The 17,382-nt window shown below is 66.6% G+C and carries 24 protein-coding genes; all 24 read right to left on the bottom strand.

Annotated features, from left to right (window positions below):
• Positions 1–379 (bottom strand): Sec-independent protein translocase protein TatB (gene tatB / locus B3446_RS18020; RefSeq protein ID WP_291383831.1); only part of this gene is annotated, 379 nt, incomplete at its 3' end.
• Between the two features lie 75 nt (positions 380–454).
• Positions 455–682 (bottom strand): Sec-independent protein translocase subunit TatA, encoded by a 228-nt coding sequence (tatA, locus tag B3446_RS18015; RefSeq protein WP_056320404.1) that lies wholly within the window; start codon positions 680–682, stop codon positions 455–457.
• Positions 683–696: 14 nt separating this feature from the next.
• A complete protein-coding gene (locus B3446_RS18010) occupies positions 697–1,065 on the bottom strand; it encodes a histidine triad nucleotide-binding protein (protein ID WP_175123915.1) in 369 nt (122 codons plus the stop codon).
• Between the two features lie 16 nt (positions 1,066–1,081).
• A complete protein-coding gene (locus B3446_RS18005; protein ID WP_056565627.1) occupies positions 1,082–1,432 on the bottom strand; it encodes a phosphoribosyl-ATP diphosphatase in 351 nt (116 codons plus the stop codon).
• Positions 1,429–1,833 (bottom strand): phosphoribosyl-AMP cyclohydrolase, encoded by a 405-nt coding sequence (gene hisI / locus B3446_RS18000; protein WP_175123913.1) that lies wholly within the window; start codon positions 1,831–1,833, stop codon positions 1,429–1,431. Before hisI ends, B3446_RS18005 begins: the two co-directional genes overlap by 4 nt.
• A 2-nt stretch (positions 1,834–1,835) precedes the next feature.
• The gene (gene hisF, locus B3446_RS17995; protein ID WP_291383830.1) at positions 1,836–2,666 is read right to left on the bottom strand and encodes an imidazole glycerol phosphate synthase subunit HisF; all 831 of its coding nucleotides are present in this window, start codon (positions 2,664–2,666) and stop codon (positions 1,836–1,838) included.
• Positions 2,663–3,403, bottom strand: coding sequence for a 1-(5-phosphoribosyl)-5-[(5-phosphoribosylamino)methylideneamino]imidazole-4-carboxamide isomerase (gene hisA, locus B3446_RS17990; RefSeq protein WP_006224535.1), 741 nt, complete (start codon positions 3,401–3,403; stop codon positions 2,663–2,665). The genes hisF and hisA overlap by 4 nt, the downstream gene beginning before the upstream one ends.
• Positions 3,404–3,459: 56 nt before the next feature.
• Positions 3,460–4,158, bottom strand: coding sequence for an imidazole glycerol phosphate synthase subunit HisH (hisH, locus tag B3446_RS17985; RefSeq protein ID WP_175123911.1), 699 nt, complete (start codon positions 4,156–4,158; stop codon positions 3,460–3,462).
• 48 nt (positions 4,159–4,206) lie between these two features.
• A complete protein-coding gene (hisB, locus tag B3446_RS17980; RefSeq protein WP_008160445.1) occupies positions 4,207–4,794 on the bottom strand; it encodes an imidazoleglycerol-phosphate dehydratase HisB in 588 nt (195 codons plus the stop codon).
• A 1-nt stretch (position 4,795) separates the two neighbouring features.
• Positions 4,796–5,899 (bottom strand): histidinol-phosphate transaminase, encoded by a 1,104-nt coding sequence (gene hisC, locus B3446_RS17975; protein ID WP_291383829.1) that lies wholly within the window; start codon positions 5,897–5,899, stop codon positions 4,796–4,798.
• Positions 5,896–7,200 (bottom strand): histidinol dehydrogenase, encoded by a 1,305-nt coding sequence (gene hisD / locus B3446_RS17970; RefSeq protein ID WP_191576277.1) that lies wholly within the window; start codon positions 7,198–7,200, stop codon positions 5,896–5,898. Before hisD ends, hisC begins: the two co-directional genes overlap by 4 nt.
• 65 nt (positions 7,201–7,265) lie before the next feature.
• The gene (hisG, locus tag B3446_RS17965; protein ID WP_175123908.1) at positions 7,266–7,940 is read right to left on the bottom strand and encodes an ATP phosphoribosyltransferase; all 675 of its coding nucleotides are present in this window, start codon (positions 7,938–7,940) and stop codon (positions 7,266–7,268) included.
• On the bottom strand, positions 7,937–9,205 hold the full coding sequence (gene murA / locus B3446_RS17960; protein ID WP_291383832.1) for a UDP-N-acetylglucosamine 1-carboxyvinyltransferase: 1,269 nt from the start codon (positions 9,203–9,205) through the stop codon (positions 7,937–7,939). The genes hisG and murA overlap by 4 nt, the downstream gene beginning before the upstream one ends.
• The gene (locus B3446_RS17955; protein ID WP_175123907.1) at positions 9,205–9,450 is read right to left on the bottom strand and encodes a BolA family protein; all 246 of its coding nucleotides are present in this window, start codon (positions 9,448–9,450) and stop codon (positions 9,205–9,207) included. Before B3446_RS17955 ends, murA begins: the two co-directional genes overlap by 1 nt.
• 5 nt (positions 9,451–9,455) lie before the next feature.
• Complete coding sequence (locus B3446_RS17950) at positions 9,456–10,268, bottom strand: ABC transporter permease (protein ID WP_175123906.1); 813 nt, start codon at positions 10,266–10,268, stop codon at positions 9,456–9,458.
• A complete protein-coding gene (locus tag B3446_RS17945; protein ID WP_175123905.1) occupies positions 10,265–11,077 on the bottom strand; it encodes an ABC transporter ATP-binding protein in 813 nt (270 codons plus the stop codon). The genes B3446_RS17950 and B3446_RS17945 overlap by 4 nt, the downstream gene beginning before the upstream one ends.
• Positions 11,078–11,252: 175 nt before the next feature.
• Entirely contained in the window at positions 11,253–11,882 is a 630-nt protein-coding gene (locus tag B3446_RS17940; protein WP_191576278.1) for an MlaC/ttg2D family ABC transporter substrate-binding protein, read from the bottom strand.
• 38 nt (positions 11,883–11,920) lie between these two features.
• Complete coding sequence (locus B3446_RS17935) at positions 11,921–12,730, bottom strand: MlaA family lipoprotein (protein WP_291383828.1); 810 nt, start codon at positions 12,728–12,730, stop codon at positions 11,921–11,923.
• Positions 12,731–12,812: 82 nt separating this feature from the next.
• Positions 12,813–13,313 carry an outer membrane lipid asymmetry maintenance protein MlaD gene (gene mlaD / locus B3446_RS17930; RefSeq protein WP_175123902.1) on the bottom strand — a complete coding sequence of 167 codons (501 nt, stop codon included), beginning with the start codon at positions 13,311–13,313 and terminating at the stop codon, positions 12,813–12,815.
• Between the two features lie 12 nt (positions 13,314–13,325).
• Positions 13,326–14,114: a lipid asymmetry maintenance ABC transporter permease subunit MlaE gene (gene mlaE, locus B3446_RS17925; protein ID WP_175123901.1), complete on the bottom strand. Its 789-nt coding sequence runs from the start codon at positions 14,112–14,114 to the stop codon at positions 13,326–13,328.
• Positions 14,111–14,947 (bottom strand): ABC transporter ATP-binding protein, encoded by an 837-nt coding sequence (locus B3446_RS17920; RefSeq protein WP_175123900.1) that lies wholly within the window; start codon positions 14,945–14,947, stop codon positions 14,111–14,113. The genes mlaE and B3446_RS17920 overlap by 4 nt, the downstream gene beginning before the upstream one ends.
• 299 nt (positions 14,948–15,246) lie before the next feature.
• Entirely contained in the window at positions 15,247–15,732 is a 486-nt protein-coding gene (locus B3446_RS17915; RefSeq protein WP_291383827.1) for an NAD(P)H-dependent flavin oxidoreductase, read from the bottom strand.
• The gene (locus B3446_RS17910) at positions 15,729–16,160 is read right to left on the bottom strand and encodes a nitronate monooxygenase (RefSeq protein ID WP_422652845.1); all 432 of its coding nucleotides are present in this window, start codon (positions 16,158–16,160) and stop codon (positions 15,729–15,731) included. Before B3446_RS17910 ends, B3446_RS17915 begins: the two co-directional genes overlap by 4 nt.
• 75 nt (positions 16,161–16,235) lie before the next feature.
• Positions 16,236–17,213: a Bug family tripartite tricarboxylate transporter substrate binding protein gene (locus B3446_RS17905; RefSeq protein WP_175123898.1), complete on the bottom strand. Its 978-nt coding sequence runs from the start codon at positions 17,211–17,213 to the stop codon at positions 16,236–16,238.
• Between the last annotated feature and the right edge of the window lie 169 nt (positions 17,214–17,382).

Genomic DNA, 17,382 nt, shown 5'->3' with positions numbered 1-17,382 from the left:
CGGCAGGCGACCCTGCGGCAGCCACCTGGGCCGTCACCGGCGCCTGCGCCACGGCCGGCGTGGCCTTGCCGCTGGCTTCGCGGGCGACTTCGTCGAGTTCGGCGCGGAACTGCTGCACGGGTTCCTGCAGCGAGGCCCCGGTCTCGTTCAGCGATTGCTGCACGCCCTGGGCCGCGTCTTCCATTTCGGTCTTGAACTTGCGGAGTTCGTCGAGTTCGATTTCGCGCTGGATATCGGACTTGACGTCATTGACGTAACGCTGCGCGCGCCCGAGCAGGTGGCCGACGGTGCGGGCAACCTTGGGCAGGCGTTCGGGGCCGATGACGATCAGGGCGACGACGCCGATCACCATCAGTTCAGTGAGGCTGACATCAAACATTCGACGGCCGCTCGGGAATTGAAGCAATAAGGGCCGGCCCGTTCAGGGCTGGCCCGGAGGGAGACTGGCTGCAGCTCAGGAGTTGGACTTTTCCTTGGCCTGCACGTCGATGGTGTCGCCGGCGACGCGTTGCTGCGTGACCGGTTCAGCGGGTTTGTCGCTGTTGGCTTCTTTCATGCCGTCCTTGAAGCCCTTGACCGCGCCGCCCAGATCGCCGCCGATGTTGCGCAGCTTCTTGGTGCCGAAAATCAGCGCAACGATGACCAGGACGACCAACCAATGCCAAATGCTGAAACTACCCATGATGATTCTCCGAATTACGCAGTGGGGGCCACGCGCCCTTTCCAGGGACGCGAGCCGCCGATGATGTGGAAATGCAGATGCGGGACTTCCTGGCCGCCTTCGACGCCAGAATTGATCATGATGCGAAATCCGCCATCAGGGCCCGGACGGCAACCGTTCTCGGCGGCAAGCCGCGGCGCCAACGACATCATTCTACCCAACCAATCTGCGTCCTCGCCCGTAATATCCTGCATGGATGTGACATGACGTCGAGGGATCAGCAGTAAATGCACCGGCGCGGCCGGATTGATATCGTGGAATGCAACAAAGTCCTGGTCCTCGTAGACCTTCTTGGACGGGATCTCGCCGGCGGCGATCTTGCAGAAAAGACAGTTGTCGCTCATGGGGTGGTTTCCGTGGTCAGTCCTTGGGGCGGCTTGCCTTTTCCACCAGGCCCGACAGGCCTTCGCGGCGGGCCAGCTCGGCCAGCACGTCTTCGGGCCGCAGGTTGAAATGCGTCAGCGCCACCAGGCAATGGAACCACAGATCGGCGGTTTCGCTGACGATGCGGTCGGGCACGCCGTCCTTGGCGGCCATGACCAGTTCCGTGGCTTCTTCCCCGATCTTCTTCAGGAAGGCATCCGGCCCCTTGGCCAGCAGCTTGGCCGTGTAGGAGGCCGAAGGATCGCCGCCGTTCTGCGGACGGCGGGTTTCCAGGGTGTCTGCGATGCGGGCCAGGATGTCGGCCGCGGTCAGGGTCTGATCGGTCATTTGTAGATGAGTTCCGGATCTTTGAGCACCGGATCGACCGTGACCCACGACGCGTGGTCGGTCTGGCCTTCCAGGCGGCGGAAGAAGCAGCTGGCGCGGCCGGTATGGCAGGCGATGCCGCCTTCCTGGTGGACCTTCAGCAGCACGACGTCGCCGTCGCAATCCAGGCGAAGTTCGTGCACTTCCTGGACGTGGCCGGATTCTTCGCCCTTGCGCCATAGACGCTGGCGCGAACGCGACCAGTACACGGCGCGGCCGGTGGCGGCCGTTTCGGCCAGGGATTCTCGGTTCATCCAGGCCACCATCATGATCTGGCCGTTTTCGGCGTCTTGGGCGATGGCGGGGATCAGGCCGTTTTCGTCGAAGACGACATCGGCCAGCCAGGCGGGTTCGTTGCTCATAATCAGTCCAATCGTACGGCGATGCCCTGTTCGGCCATGAAGCGCTTGCACTCGCCGACGGTATGCTGGCCAAAATGGAAGATGCTGGCGGCCAGCACCGCGCTGGCGCGGCCGGTGGTGACGCCGTCGGCCAGATGCTGCAGGTTGCCCACGCCGCCCGAGGCGATGACGGGCACCGGCACGGCGTCCGAGACGGTGCGGGTCAGTTCGAGGTCAAAGCCGGACTTGGTGCCGTCGCGGTCCATGCTGGTCAGCAGGATTTCGCCGGCGCCATAGGCGGCCATGCGGCGCGCCCACGCCACGGCGTCCAGGCCGGTGGCCTTGCGGCCGCCGTGCGTGAAGACTTCCCAGCGCGCCGGTTCGCCGGGCGCGGACACGCGGCGCGCGTCGATGGCTACGACCACGCATTGCGAGCCGTGGTAGTCGGACGCGGCGCGAACCAGTTCAGGGTTGGCTACCGCGGCGCTGTTGATGCTGATCTTGTCGGCGCCGGCGTTGAGCAGGCGCTGGATGTCGGACACCTGGCGCACGCCGCCGCCCACGGTCAGCGGAATGAAGACCTGCGACGCCACCTGCTCGATGATGGGCAGGATCAGGTCGCGGCCGTCGCTGGTGGCGGTGATGTCCAGGAACGTGAGTTCATCTGCGCCCTGTTCGTTGTNNTCGTTGTAGCGGCGGGCGATCTCGACGGGGTCGCCCGCGTCGAGCAGGTTGACGAAGTTCACGCCCTTGACGACGCGGCCGGCCGTGACGTCAAGGCAGGGAATGATGCGGCGGGTCAGCGCGTTCTGTGCGGACGCGCCGGCCCCGGGGGTGCTGCTGGATGTGGTCATTTTGCCAATTCGTCGGCGCGCGCCTGCGCGGCCTGGAAGTCGAGCGTGCCTTCGTAGATGCTGCGGCCCAGGATGGCGCCTTCGACACCCTCTTCTTCGACGGCGCACAGCGCCTCGATGTCCTGGATGCCGGCGATGCCGCCCGAGGCGTACACGGGAATGCGCACGTGCTGGGCCAGGCGGACCGTGGCTTCGACGTTGACGCCCGACAGCATGCCATCGCGGCCGATGTCGGTGTAGATGATGGCTTCGCAGCCGTAGTCTTCGAATTTCTTGGCCAGATCCAGCACGTCGTGACGGGTGAGCTTGCTCCAGCCGTCGGTGGCGATCTTGCCGTCGCGGGCGTCCAGGCCGACGATGATCTGGCCGGGGAAGGCGCCGCAGGCGTCCTGCAGGAAGCCCGGGTTCTTGACCGCGGCGGTGCCGATGATGACGTACGAGATGCCGGCGTCGAGGTAGCGCTCGATGGTGTCGAGGTCGCGGATGCCTCCGCCGATCTGGACGGGAATGTCGTCGCCGACGGCGTCCAGGATCGCCTTGATGGGGGCTTCATTCTTGGGCTTGCCGGCGACGGCGCCGTTCAGGTCGACCAGATGCAGGCGGCGGGCGCCCTGGTCCAGCCAGCGGGTGGCCATGGCGGCGGGGTCTTCGGAGAACACCGTTGCATCGTCCAGGTCACCCTGGCGCAGGCGAACACAGCGCCCGTCTTTGAGGTCGATGGCGGGGATCAGCAGCATGGTTGGCAGCGAGTAAGAAAGTGGGGTTGAACGGGCTGGCGCACGCGGCTCGAGGCCTAGGGCTGCCAGTCTACAAAATTGCGATACAGGCGCAAACCGTGCTCGGCGCTTTTTTCGGGGTGGAACTGCACCGCGAAAATGTTAGCTGCCGCCACCGCGCAGGTAAAGGCGACGCCATAATCGGTTTCACCAACCGTCAGGCCCGGATCGGCCGGGTCGGCGTAATAACTGTGGACGAAATAGAAGTGCGAGTCGTCCGGAATGCCGTCCCAGATCGGGTGAGAGCGGGTGTGACGGACTTTGTTCCAGCCCATGTGCGGAACCTTCAGGCGCTCGGGCCGGGTGTCCACGAGACCGGCCGCGCCCGTGTCGGCCAGGCAGGCCTCGTCGTCGGCGGGGATCAGGTCGGCAAAGCCGGGGCCGGAAAAGCGGCGCACGACGCCCGGGAACAGGCCCAGGCAGGCGGTGCCGCCCTCTTCGCTGGATTCGAACAGCATCTGTTCGCCGACGCAGACGCCCAAGAGGGGCTTCTCGCGGGCGGCGCGCACGACGGCGTCGCGCAGGCCGGATTCGTTCAGCGTGCGCATGCAGTCCGCCATGGCGCCCTGGCCCGGGAAGACCACGCGGTCGGCGGCGGCGATTTCCTGCGGTTGGTTGCAGATGCGGATGTCGGCGTCAGGCGCGGCGTATTTCAGGGCGCGTGCGACGGAATGGAAGTTGCCCATTCCATAGTCGACGATGGCGATAGTGGTCACTTCTGTCTGCCTGGTGCGGTGCGAAGGTGGAATGCGTACGTTACAGCGTTACAGCACGCCCTTGGTGGACGGCACGACGTCGCCCATTCGGGGGTCGACTTCGAGGGCCATGCGCAGCGCGCGGCCACAGGCCTTGAATACGGTCTCCGCCTGGTGGTGCGAGTTGAAGCCGCGCAGGTTGTCGATGTGCATCGTGATCAGCGCGTGATTGACCAGGCCCTGGAAAAATTCGCGCGTGAGGTCCACGTCGAAGCTGCCGATGTGCGAGCGCGTGAAGGGGATGTGGTACTCCAGGCCGGGACGGCCGGAAAAGTCCACCACGACGCGCGACAGTGCTTCGTCCAGCGGCACGTAGGCGTGCCCATAACGGCGCAGACCCGCCTTGGTGCCCGCGGCCTTGGCGATGGCCATGCCCAGCGTGATGCCCACGTCTTCCACCGTGTGATGCGCGTCGATGTGCAGGTCGCCCTCGGCCTTGATGTCCAGGTCGATCAGGCCGTGGCGCGCGATCTGGTCCAGCATGTGATCCAGGAAGGGCACGCCGGTGTCGATCGTCTGCTTGCCGGTGCCGTCGAGGTTGATGGCCACGCGGATGCGGGTTTCGTTGGTGTTGCGGGTGATTTCTGCGGTACGCATGTTAAGCACTCAAGATCTCTTGCAGGGCGGCCAGCAAGGCGGCGTTTTCGGCCGGGGCGCCCACCGAAATGCGCAGGCAGTCGGCCAGCAGCGGGTGGGCATTGGAGAAGTTGCGAATCAATATTTTGCGCGCTTTCAGGGCAAGATGCACGGCGTTGCCGTCGAGCTTGCCGGAAAAGCGGGCGAGTATGAAGTTGGCGGCGGAAGGGAATACCCTGACGCCGGGCAGTTGCGCCAGCGCCGCGGCCAGCGGTTCGCGGTCCGCGCGCAGCCGTGCGGCCTGTTCATCCAGCACAGACTTGTGGCGCAGCACGGCCAGCAGCGTCGCCTGGGTCAGCACGTTCAGGTTGTAGGGCGGGCGCACCTTGTTCAGCTCGGCGATCCACGCGGGATGCCCGGCCAGGTAGCCGAAACGCAGGCCGGCCAGCCCGATCTTGGACACGGTGCGCATGACCACCACGTTGGGCGCATCCAGCACGCGCGGCATGAACGTGTAGTCCGCGAACGGCTGGTAGGCTTCGTCGATCACCACCAGTCCCGGCGCGGCCTGGATGATGGCGTTGACGTCTTCCGGCGACCACAGGCCGCCGGTGGGGTTGTTGGGCGTGGCCAGGAACACGAGCTTGGGCTGATGCTGGCGGATAGCGGCCAGCATGGCCGGCAGGTCCAGGGCCAGGTCATCGGTCAGCGGCACGCCCACGAAGCGCGCGTGATCGAAGCGGGCCGCCATGTCGAAGTACACGAACGACGGCCAGGGCGACAGCACCACATCGCCAGGGTTGCAGCACGCCTGCACCATCAGGTGGATGAGTTCGTCCGAGCCGTTGCCGAACAGCACGTCTGCGGCGTCCGGCACGCCAAAGGCAGTCTTGACGGCGGCCTCAAGCGCGGACAAGTCGGCGGACGGATAACGGTTCAGGGGCAGATCGCGAACAGCGCGCGCGATGTCGTCGCGCACGGCCTCGGGCAGCTCGTACGGGCACTCCATGGCGTCCAGCTTGATGCAGCCTTCGGCATGCGCGACGGGGTACGCCGCCAGCTCACGAATGTCCGCCCGGACGGTGCCTTTGACGCGGCCGGCGACGTCCGCCGGTCGCACGCTCATGGCTTGTCGATCCGATACTGGGCGCTGGCGGCGTGCGCCTGCAGGCCCTCGCCCAGCGCCAGTTCGGCAGCGATGCGGCCCAGCGTCTGCGCGCCGGCGTGCGAGACCTGGATCAGGCTGGAACGCTTCTGGAAGTCATACACGCCCAGCGGCGACGAGAAGCGCGCCGTGCGCGAGGTGGGCAGCACGTGGTTCGGGCCGGCGCAATAGTCGCCCAGCGCTTCCGAGCTGAAGCGGCCCATGAAGATGGCGCCAGCGTGGCGGATGCGGGCGGTCCAGACTTCGGGCTGCTCGGTGGAGATCTCGAGGTGCTCGGGGGCGATGTCGTTGGCGATCTGGCAGGCTTCTTCCAGATCGCGGACCAGGATCAGCGCGCCGCGGTTGGCCAGGCTGACGCGCAGGATGTCGGCGCGCGGCATGGTGGGCAGCAGGCGGGCGATGGACGCTTCGACTTCCTCGATGAAGGCGGCGTCGGGACAGAGCAGGATGGACTGGGCCAGTTCGTCGTGCTCCGCCTGCGAGAACAGGTCCATGGCGATCCAGTCGGCCGGCGTCTTGCCGTCGCAGATGACCAGGATCTCGCTGGGACCGGCGATCATGTCGATGCCGACCACGCCGAACACGCGGCGCTTGGCGGCGGCGACGTAGGCGTTGCCCGGGCCGACGATCTTGTCCACGGCCGGCACGGTGTCGGTGCCATACGCCAGCGCGCCAACGGCCTGCGCGCCGCCGATGGCGAATACGCGGTCCACGCCGCTGATGGCGGCCGCGGCCAGCACGATGGGATTACGCACGCCGTCGGGCGTGGGCGTGACCATGACCAGTTCCTGCACGCCGGCGACCTTGGCCGGGATGGCGTTCATCAGCACGGACGACGGGTAGGCGGCCTTGCCACCGGGCACGTACAGGCCCACGCGATCCAGCGGGGTGACCTGCTGGCCCAGTAGCGTGCCGTCGGCTTCGGTGTAGGTCCAGGTCTCGGCGCGCTGGCGCTCGTGGTAGGCGCGCACGCGGTCGGCGGCGGCTTCCAGCGCATTGCGCTGGGCGGCCGGCAGCGCGGCCAGGGCCGCATGCCAATCGGCCTTGGGGATCTCCAGCGTATGCGCGGCCGCGTCCGGCATGCGGTCGAACCGCTGCGTGTATTCCACCAGCGCGGCGTCGCCGCGGGTGCGCACGTCAGCCAGGATGCTGGCGGCGGCGCGGTCGATGGATTCGTCCTCGGTGGCCTCGAAGGCCAGCAGCGTGGACAGGGCGGTTTTGAAACCGGGATCGCGGGAGTCGAGACGATTGATCAGGGCCATGGCGTCATGGAGCAAAGCGGGTAACGGTAACGTCCGCCACGCCGGGCGCGGCGGACGGTCGGGAATCAGACGTTGCGGGAGGCGGCTCTTGCGAAAGCGTCCAGCAGCGGTTGCAGGCGGTCGCCGCGGGTTTTCAGGGCGGCCTGGTTGACGATCAGGCGCGACGAGATCGGCATGACGTCTTCCACGGCGACTAGGTCGTTGGCGCGCAGCGTGCCGCCGGTGGACACCAGGTCGACGATGCAGTCGGCCAGACCGACCAGCGGGGCCAGTTCCATCGAACCATACAGCTTGATGATGTCCACGTACACACCCTTGCTCGCGAAGTGTTCACGGGCTGAGTGCACGTACTTGGTGGCCACGCGCAGGCGCGCGCCCTGGTGGACGGCGGCCTCGTAGTCGAAGCCGTTGCGCACGGCCACGGCCAGGCGGCACTTGGCGATGTTCAGGTCGATGGGCTGGTACAGGCCGCCGGGCTGCTCCTTGGCGTGCTCGATCAGCACGTCCTTGCCCGCGATGCCCAGGTCGGCCGCGCCGTACTGCACGTACGTGGGCACATCCGAGGCGCGCACGATGATCAGGCGCAGGCCGGGATCGCTGGTGGGCAGGATGAGCTTGCGCGAGCTTTCCGGGTTTTCCGGGACTTCGATGCCGGCTTCCGCCAGCAGCGGCATGGTTTCTTCGAAGATGCGGCCCTTGGACAGCGCCAGGGTCAGGGGGGTGACGGTCGCACCGTTCATCGCTGTTCCTTGCCGGTAACTCGTTGGATGTTTGCGCCCAGGGCGCGCAGTTTCACTTCCATCTGGTCGTAGCCGCGATCCAGGTGGTAGATGCGGTCGACCAGGGTGTCGCCATCGGCAGCCAGGCCGGCGATGACCAGGCTGGCCGAGGCGCGCAGGTCGGTCGCCATGACGGTGGCGCCCGACAGGCGCGGCACGCCGCGCACGATGGCGGTGTGGCCGTCGATGTCGATCTGGGCGCCCATGCGGCGCAGTTCCTGCACGTGCATGTAGCGGTTTTCGAAGATGGTCTCGACGATGACCGACGTGCCGTCGGCCACGGCGTTCAACGCCATCAGCTGGGCCTGCATGTCGGTGGCAAAGCCCGGGTACTCGTGCGTGCGAAAGCCCACGGCCTTGGGACGCTTGTCCATGGCGCCGCGGATCCAGTCCGGGCCGGTCTCGATGGTCAGCCCTGCTTCGACCAGCTTGTCCAGCGTGGCGCCAAGGATGCCGGCATCGGCGTTCTTGAGCAGGATGTCGCCGCCGGCCGCGCCCACCGCGCACAGGAAGGTGCCGGCTTCGATGCGGTCTGAGATGACGCGGTGTTCGGCGCCGTGCAGGCGCTCGACGCCGTCGATGACGATGCGGTCGGTGCCGTGGCCCTGGATGCGGGCGCCCATCTTGATGAGCAGTTCGGCCAGATCCACGACTTCGGGTTCGCGCGCGGCGTTTTCCAGCACGGTGCGGCCTTCGGCCAGGACGGCGGCCATCAGCAGGTTTTCCGTGCCGGTGACCGTAACCATGTCGGTGCGGATCGAGGCGCCCTTCAGGCGCTTGGCGCGCGCCACGACAAAGCCGTGTTCGATGCTGATTTCAGCGCCCAGCGCGGCCAGACCCTTGATGTGCTGGTCGACCGGCCGCTGGCCGATGGTGCAGCCGCCCGGCAAACTGACGCGGGCTTCGCCAAAGCGTGCGACCAGCGGACCCAGCACCAGGATCGAGGCGCGCATCGTCTTGACCAGGTCGTACGGCGCTTCCAGGCTGTCGACGTTGCCGGCTTGCAGCGTGACCACGCCGTCCTCGGCGCGCTCGGCGCGCACGCCGATCTGGGCCAGGAGGCGCAGCATGGTGCCGGTGTCGTTCAGGCGCGGCACGTTGGACAGGACCAGCGTGTCGGCGGTCAGCAGGCCCGCGCACAGGATCGGCAGGGCCGAATTCTTGGCCCCGGAGATCGAGATCTCGCCGTGCAGCTGCGCGCCGCCGGTGATGCGTAGCTTGTCCATCATTCGCCCGCTTTGTTGTATTCGGCGGGGGTCAGGGTGCGCATCGACAGCGCGTGGATCTCGGCCTTCATGCGGTCGCCCAGCGCGGCGTAGACGAGCTGGTGACGCTGGATCAGGCGCTTGCCTTCAAAGGCGGTGCTGACGATGACGGCGTCAAAGTGCGAACCGTCGCCCTGCACGTCGAGATGTTCACAGGGCAGGCCGTCAGCGATGTATTGGCGGACTTGCGCGGGAGTGGGAAGCATGGACGTCAGTTCCTGAGTTTGTAGCCGCTGGACAGAAGCCGCAGCGCGTAAGCGGAGAGCGCAAGAAACACCGCCGTCACGACAGCCAGGCTGTGCCAGGGCGAGACGTCCGACACCGAGAAGAATCCGTGGCGGAATCCGTCGATGGTGTAGAAGATGGGGTTCCAGTGCGAGACGCTTTGCCAGAACGGCGGCAGCGTATGGATGGAATAGAACACGCCGGACAGGAAGGTCGCCGGCATGATCAGGAAGTTTTGAAAGGCCGCGAGCTGGTCGAACTTTTCGGACCACAGGCCCGCGATCAACCCAAGCGTGCCCATGATGCCGCACGCCAGCACCGCAAACACCAGCACCCACAGCGGATGCGCGGGCGACAGCGGCACGAAGAACAGCGCCACGGCCCACACGCACAGGCCGACGGCGAGACCGCGCGCGATGGCGGCCAGCACGTACGCGCCGAAGATATCGCGGTGCGACAGCGGCGGCAGCAGCATGAACACCAGATTGCCGGTGATGCGGCTTTGGATGAGCGACGAGGACGGGTTGGCGAACGCGTTCTGCAGCATGCTCATCATCATGAGCCCGGGAATCAGGAACGACGTGTAGGGCACGGTGCCGTACACCGTGACGCGCCCTTCCAGCACGTGGGCGAACACCAGCAGGTACAGCAGCGCCGTGATGACGGGGGCGGCGATGGTCTGGAAGCTGACCTTCCAGAAGCGCAGCAATTCCTTGCGCAGCAGGGTCGGAAAGCCGGAACCCGCGTCCAGGCGGGGCTGCACCAGCGGCTGGCCGGCAGACGTGGCGGGCTGGGTCATGATGAGATCTCTTCGGGTTGCAGGGCGCGCGCGCCGGGCTCGTCGTCCTGGTGCATGATGCGCACGAAGGCGTCTTCCAGGTCCACGCCGCCCACGCGGGCCAGGAGGGCCTGGGTGGTGTCCAGCGCCACGATGCGACCACCCTTGAGCATGGCGATGCGATTGCAGAGCGCCTCGGCTTCTTCAAGGTAGTGCGTGGTCAGCATGATGGTGTGGCCGGCCTTGTTCAGCCGCGAGATGAACTCCCACAGCGTGCGGCGCAGATCCACGTCGACGCCCGCGGTCGGCTCGTCCAGCACGATGACCGGCGGCCGGTGCACCAGCGCCTGCGCGACCAGCACGCGGCGCTTCATGCCGCCGGACAGCGCGCGCATGTTGGAATTGGCCTTGTCGGCTAAGCCCAGATTGAACAGGATTTCGTCGATCCAGTCGTCGTTCTTGCGCAGGCCGAAATACCCGGACTGGATGCGCAATGTTTCGCGCACGGTAAAGAACGGGTCATAGACCAATTCTTGCGGCACGACGCCCAGCGCCCGCCGTGCCGACTTGTAGTCGGCCACGACGTCGTATCCACAGACGGTGGCGCGGCCCGCGGTGGCGTGCGCGAGGCCCGCCAGAATGGAAATGAGCGTGGTCTTGCCCGCGCCGTTGGGACCGAGCAGGCCGAAGAACTCGCCGTGCTCGATATTCAGGCTGACATTGTCCAGCGCCTGGAAGCCGGGCCGGGGCGTGCGCCCGAGCAGCTTCTGCCAGCCGCGCTGGCGCGGCGAGTAGATCTTGGAGACGTTTTCTAGGCTGACGGCGGACATGACGGGGGGATATGGCCCGGAAAGAGCGAATTGACCATTATATAAGCGCGAGGTGGCGGGAACCGGGGATGGCCCCGGTGGCAATGGGGGCGGCGCGTTGTTGCGTCCCCAAAAACAATCGGCCCGGCGGCCCCCCGAGGGGTCGCGCCGGGCCGAGGCAAGCCTGAGCGAATTTCTACTTGTTGCGCTGGTTCAGCGCCTGGATCAGACCGTCGATGCCGTTCTGGTTGATCTGCTGGGCGAACTGGTTGCGGTAGTTCTCGATCAGCCAGATGCCTTCGACGTTCATGTCGTAGATCTTCCAGCCCTGCGGCGTCTTTTCCAGGCGGTAATCCACGCCCACCGGCTGACTGTTGGACTGGCTGATCAGGGTGCGCACGACCACGTCGTCGGCCTTGGGATCGCCGCGGAACGGCAGGCCGGTGATGGTGGTGCTGGACGTGACGCGGGTCAGCGCGCCGCTGTACGTGCGGATCAGCGTGCCGCGGAAGGCGTCGGCCAGCGCGGTTTTCTGCTGGTCGGAGGCCTGGCGCCAGTAGCGGCCGGCGGCCAGACGCGTGGTCTTCTGGAAGTTGACGTACGGCAGGATGTGCTGGTCAACGACTTCGTTGATGCGGGCGGTGTTGCCGGCCCGCAGCGCGCCGTCGGACTTCAGGACCGCGAGGGCCTCGTTGGCAGCGGCCAGGACGAACTGCTCGGGCGGGCCGTTGGGGTCCGGCTTAGCGTGCGCGGCCGTGGCGGCCGCCAGGCCGACGAGGCCCGTGAACACCAGCCGCTGCAACAGGGAGGGAATGGAAAATCGCATCAAATCTCCTTCAAATACCGAAAGCGCAAGGCCTCAGCTTACTTGTTCGCGGGTTGCGGCGCAGGCATGGGAGCCGGCGCGGGCGCGGCGGGGGTGTCGTCGTCGCCGTCGTCTTCGTAGTTGGGCAGCGAGCCTTCCTCGTCCACGCGGTGGCCCAGCACCATGGCGGCGCGGCGTTGCAGGAAGGCGTCGCGCACGAAGCTGTACGGGTCGAGCGCCACGCGGTCGATGGTGTCGGTGGTGTCGAGCAGGCTGGCGCGCGTGTCGACGATGCGCAGGCCCCACAGCGAGTTGCGCAGGCGCACGTTGTCGATCGAGTCCACGCCCATGTAGCCGTAGGTGGTGCCGTACAGGTCGCCGACCAGGCCGACGCCGTCGCGCACGCTGGAGGCGCCGAAGAACGGCAGCACCAGGTACGGACCCTGGCTGAAGCCCCAGACGCCCAGCGTGGTGCCGAAGTCGTTGGGGATCTTGCGCGCGCCATTGGCCGAGGCGACGTCGAAGCAGCCGCCCACGCCCATGGTCGTGTTGAACAGGAAGCGGCCCAGCGTGTTGACGAAGTCGTGGCCGCGGCCCTGCAGGAAGCTGTTGGTGCCGGACCAGAGGTCGCCGACGTTGCTGAAGATGTTGTGGATGCAGCTGCGCACCGGCTGCGGCGTCACGAACGTGTAGGCCTGCGCGACCGGCTTGAACACCGCGCGGTCGACCGTGTCGTTGAACTGGTAGACGCCACGGTTGAAGCCTTCCCAGGGGTCGCGCGGATCCGGATTCTTGGGGGCGGCGCAACCAGCCATCAGCGCGCCCGCGGCGGCGACAGTGGCAATTCGGGAAATAGCTTTCTTATTCATGTTCCGGGTATCCCTATCAACAATTCTTTTGTTATCGCGACGGCGAGACGCAGCGTTGTAAAAGCCTGATGGCGCTGCGCCTTTAGTCCTGGGCCTTGGGGGCCGATTCCGGCGCGGCGGTCGTGCCTTGCTTTTCCGCCGACCCGTACAGGAACTGGCTGATCAACTGCTCCAGGACCACGGCGCTTTGTGTATAGCGGATTTTTCCGCCGTCGGTAAAGTTATCTTCCTCGCTGCCGGCGGTCAGGCCCAGGTATTGCTCGCCAAGAAGGCCGGAGGTCAGGATGGCCGCCGACGAGTCCTTGGGGAACTGGTAGGCCGTTTCCAGATCGACCGACACAATCGCCTGGAAGGTCTTGTCGTCGAAGGAAATGCCCGTGACCCGGCCCACCACCACACCGGCGCTCTTGACCGGCGCGCGCACCTTGAGGCCGCCTACGTTATCGAAGTTGGCGGTCACGGTATAGGTCGGGGCAAAGGAAAACGTGCTCAAGTTGCCGGCGCGCAACGCCAGGAACCCAAGCGCGATCGCGCCCAGCAATACAAACAGGCCTACCCAGAAGTCGGTTTTTTCGCGTGACATGATCGATCCGTATCAATTTCCAAACATCAAGGCGGTGAGCAGGAAGTCCAGCCCGAGAACCGCCAGGGAGCCCACGACCACGGTGCGCGTGGTGGCGCGGGCAACGCCTTCGGGGGTGGGCTTGGCCTGCCAGCCTTCATAAAGCGCCACCAGCGTCACCGTGACGCCGAAGACGACGCTCTTGATGGCGCCGTTGGCGACGTCTTTCCATACATCGACGCCGTTCTGCATCTGCGACCAGAAGGCGCCTGCGTCCACACCGATGAGCAGCACGCCCACGACCCAGCCGCCCAGGATGCCCACCATGGAGAACACGGCCGCCAGGATGGGCATGGCGATGATGCCGCCCCACAGGCGCGGCACGAGCACGCGGCGGATCGGGTCGACGGCCATGACTTCCATGGCCGACAGCTGTTCGCCCGCTTTCATCAGCCCGATCTCGGCGGTGAGCGAGGTGCCGGCGCGCCCTGCAAAGAGCAGCGCGGTAACCACCGGACCCAGCTCGCGCACCAGCGACAGGGCCACCAGCAAGCCCAATGCCTCCTCGGAGCCGTAGCGGTTCAGCGTGTAATAACCCTGCAGACCCAGCACGAAGCCCACGAACATGCCGGAGACGGCAATGATCAGCAGCGAATAATTGCCGATGAAGTGGACCTGCTGCGACACCAGGCGCGGCCGCGACAGCGCGATGCCGCTGCGCGCCAGCATGGCGCCGAAGAAGCGGGTGAAGTAGCCGATGCCGGCGACGCGGGAGCGCACCCAATGGCCCAGTACGGCGACGGCGTTATTGGAAGCGCTCATGCTTTGCGCCCTTTCTGTTGCGACAGCCACTTCTGGAAGGCGGGCGTTTCGGGATACTGGAACGCGACCGGACCGTCCGGCTGGCCTTTGAGGAATTGCTGCACGTAGGGGTCCGGCGAGGCGGCAAGCATCTGCGGCGTGCCGGCGGCAGCCAGTTGGCCGCGGCCCACCAGGTAGACCTGGTCCGCGATGGCAAAGGATTCCTGCACGTCGTGGGTGATCAGCACCGAGGCGCAGCCCAGCCGGTCGGCAAGGCTGCGGATCAGGCGGGCGGTGATGCCCAGCGAGATCGGGTCCAGCCCCGCGAAGGGTTCGTCGTACAGGATGAGTTCCGGCTCCAGGACCACGGCGCGGGCCAGCGCCACGCGCCGCGCCATGCCGCCGGATATTTCGGAGACCTTCAGGTGCGCGGCAGCGCGCAGGCCGACGGCGTCCAGCTTGTCGAGCACGCGGTCGGTGACTTCGGCCTCGCTGATGCGCGTGTGCTCGCGCAGCGGGAACGCTACGTTCTCGAAGACGTTCAGGTCCGTGAACAGCGCGCCCTGCTGGAACAGCACGCCCATGCGCTTGCGCAGGGATTGCACTTCGGCGCGGGAGGCGGCGCCGATATCCTGGCCGAACGCCAGCACGCGGCCCTGCTGGGCGGTGATCTGCCCGGTGGCCGCACGCAGCAGCGTGGTCTTGCCGGAACCGGAGCCGCCCATGACTGCCACCACCTGGCCCGCCCGGACGTCCATGGAAATATCGCGCAAGACGGTGAAATCACCGTAGCCAAGCGCCACACCTTCCAGGCGCAGGGCGAATTCCGGGGTGCTGCTGGTTTGAGCGGGCATGGGCAACGAAAGGGAGTTTCGGCGGCGGAGCTTGCCCTGCGGTCCTGTCGACACGCGGGACCGAGGACCTGGCCGGCGCGGGCAAGACAGACTGCGTCGGGAAGCGCCCTGTTACTCAGATACCGGGGCAAGCGTAAGCGTTCGCTCCCGGCGGCGAGGCGCCATTGTAGCCCGACGCTGGGTAATCACAATTGGAGCGGCCGCCCGTGGAACAGTGTTTTCGGCTTCAGGAACAATCGGCCCGTCCCCATTACGGGCCGAGCCGCCGACAGTAATCAGCGCCGAGCCGCCGCGAGCGCTCAGCGTCGCGTCTGTGCCGCCGCCGTTTCCCTGGCCAGCCGCTGGATCAATTCCGCTGTCGACTCGCGACGCGCCAGCGGCGCGCCTTGGCCGGCCCACAAGGACAGGACATTGATGTTGCCGCTCTTGCCGCCCGCCGTCCGCATGGGCCGCGTCAGGGCGTTCTGCAGCGGGTACGGCAGGATGTCGCCGCCGATGGCGTCCACATCCCGCATGAAGGCATTGGCGATGCCGCGCGCCGGGCGGCCGGAGAAGCCGCGGGTGATCCGGGACTGTTCGGCGCGCGAGGCCGACACGACCGCCTTGTAGGCGTCGCTGATGCCGGATTCTTCCGTGGTGAGGAAGGCCGTCCCCATTTGGGCGAAGTCGGCGCCCAGCGCCAGGGCGGCCGCGATCCCCCGCCCGTCCATGATGCCGCCCGACGCGATGACCGGCACAGAGACGGCGTCCACCACCTGTGGGACCAGCGCCATGGTGCCGATCATGGACGCCTCGAAGGCGTCGAGAAATGTNNGCCCACGGTCAGGATGCCCAGCTCGCGGCAGCGGGCCAGCGCCTCGGCGGGCAGACGGCCGAAGGTGAAGCTGAGGACGGCGGGCCGGATGCGCAGCACGGCCTCGAGCTGGCCCGGCAGCGGATCGGCCTGCGGGCCGGGGGCCTCGGGCGCCGGCAGACCAAGTTGCTCGTGATAGCGCGCCATCAGGGCCAGCATCCGGCTCGCATCGCCCTGCATGGGCTCGGGCGGCACGGATGCGAACAGGTTGATGGCGAACGGGCGATCCGTGCGGGCGCGGACCCCTTCGGCCGCCGCCTCGATCTGCTCGGGCGTCATGTACGCCCCGCCGAGCGATCCCAGAGCGCCCGCCTTCGATGCCTCCGCCACCATGTCCACCGTGGTGGCGCCGCCCGCCATGGGCGCCTGGATGATGGGATGGGTCAGCTTGAGCAGTTCAATCAAAGGGGTAGCCATGGGAAAACTCCTGGGAGGTTATTGGAGCTGGATGTTTCCAGCCTTGATGACGTGCGCCCACTTGTCGCTTTCGGTCTTGATGAATGCGGCGAATTCCTCGGGCGTGCCGCCGCCGGCCTGGCTGCCGGTGTCGGCAATGGCCTTCTGCACATCCGGGTCCTTCAGGATGCGGTTGAATTCGGCATTGAGCTTGGCGATGATCGGCGCGGGCGTACCGGCTGGCGCCACGATGCCCTGCCAGTTGTAGGACTCGAAGCCCGGCAGGCCGGATTCGGCCATGGTGGGCACGTCGGGCAGCACGTCCAGGCGCTTGGCGGACGTGACGGCGATCGGGTGGATCTTCTTGCCCTGAATGGCGGGCAGCGCGGAATAGCCCATTTCGAACATCATCGCGATGTGGCCACCCATGAGATCCGTCGCGGCCAGGCTGCCGCCCTTGTAGGGCACGTGCACGATGTCGATGTTGGCCTGCTCGCGGAACATCTCGCCCGACAGGTGGTGCGCGCCGCCCACGCCGGACGAGCCGAAGGTCAGCTTGCCCGGTTCCTTCTTGGCCAGTGCGATCAGGTCGGCCAGCGTCTTGACCGGCAATTCGTTGTTCACGCTCAGGACCAGCGGGCTGTTCTCGATCAGGATGATCGGGGCCAGATCCTTTTGCGGGTTGTAGGGCATTTCCTTCATCAGCGACGGGTTGACCGCCATCGGGGCTAGGTTGCCCGTGCCGATCGTGTAGCCGTCCGGCGCCGCCTTGGCGATGAGGTTCGTGCCGACCACGCCGCCTGCGCCCGCCTTGTTTTCGACAACGATGGGCTGGCCCAGCGATTCGCCCAGCTTGCGGGCCAAGAGGCGCACGCGGGTGTCGGCAAAACCGCCGGGCGCGTAGGGCACGATCATGGTCACGGGCTTGGCGGGCCATTCGCCGGTCTGGGCTTGGGCAGCGCCGCCAAAGGCGGCGGTGGCGGCCAGGGCGGCGATCAGGGGGCGTAGTGCTTTCATGCTGGGGACTCCTCTTTACCTGCTTTCTAATTGCTGTGTGGTTGGCCCGAAGGGCCGATGGCATTATGCCCAGCGCCATTGCCGTCTGTCGTGACTTTTCCCAGCGCCCACGCCGACGCCGCCAGCAGCGCCGCGCTGGCCGCCAGCACCTGCGGCAGGCCGGCGCCCC

This window comes from Achromobacter sp. UBA5777 (assembly GCF_002418565.1).
GTDB classification, from domain to species: domain Bacteria; phylum Pseudomonadota; class Gammaproteobacteria; order Burkholderiales; family Burkholderiaceae_B; genus Achromobacter; species Achromobacter animicus.
The sequence above is the reverse complement of the archived record's forward strand: the minus strand, read 5'-3'. Positions and strand labels throughout refer to the sequence as shown.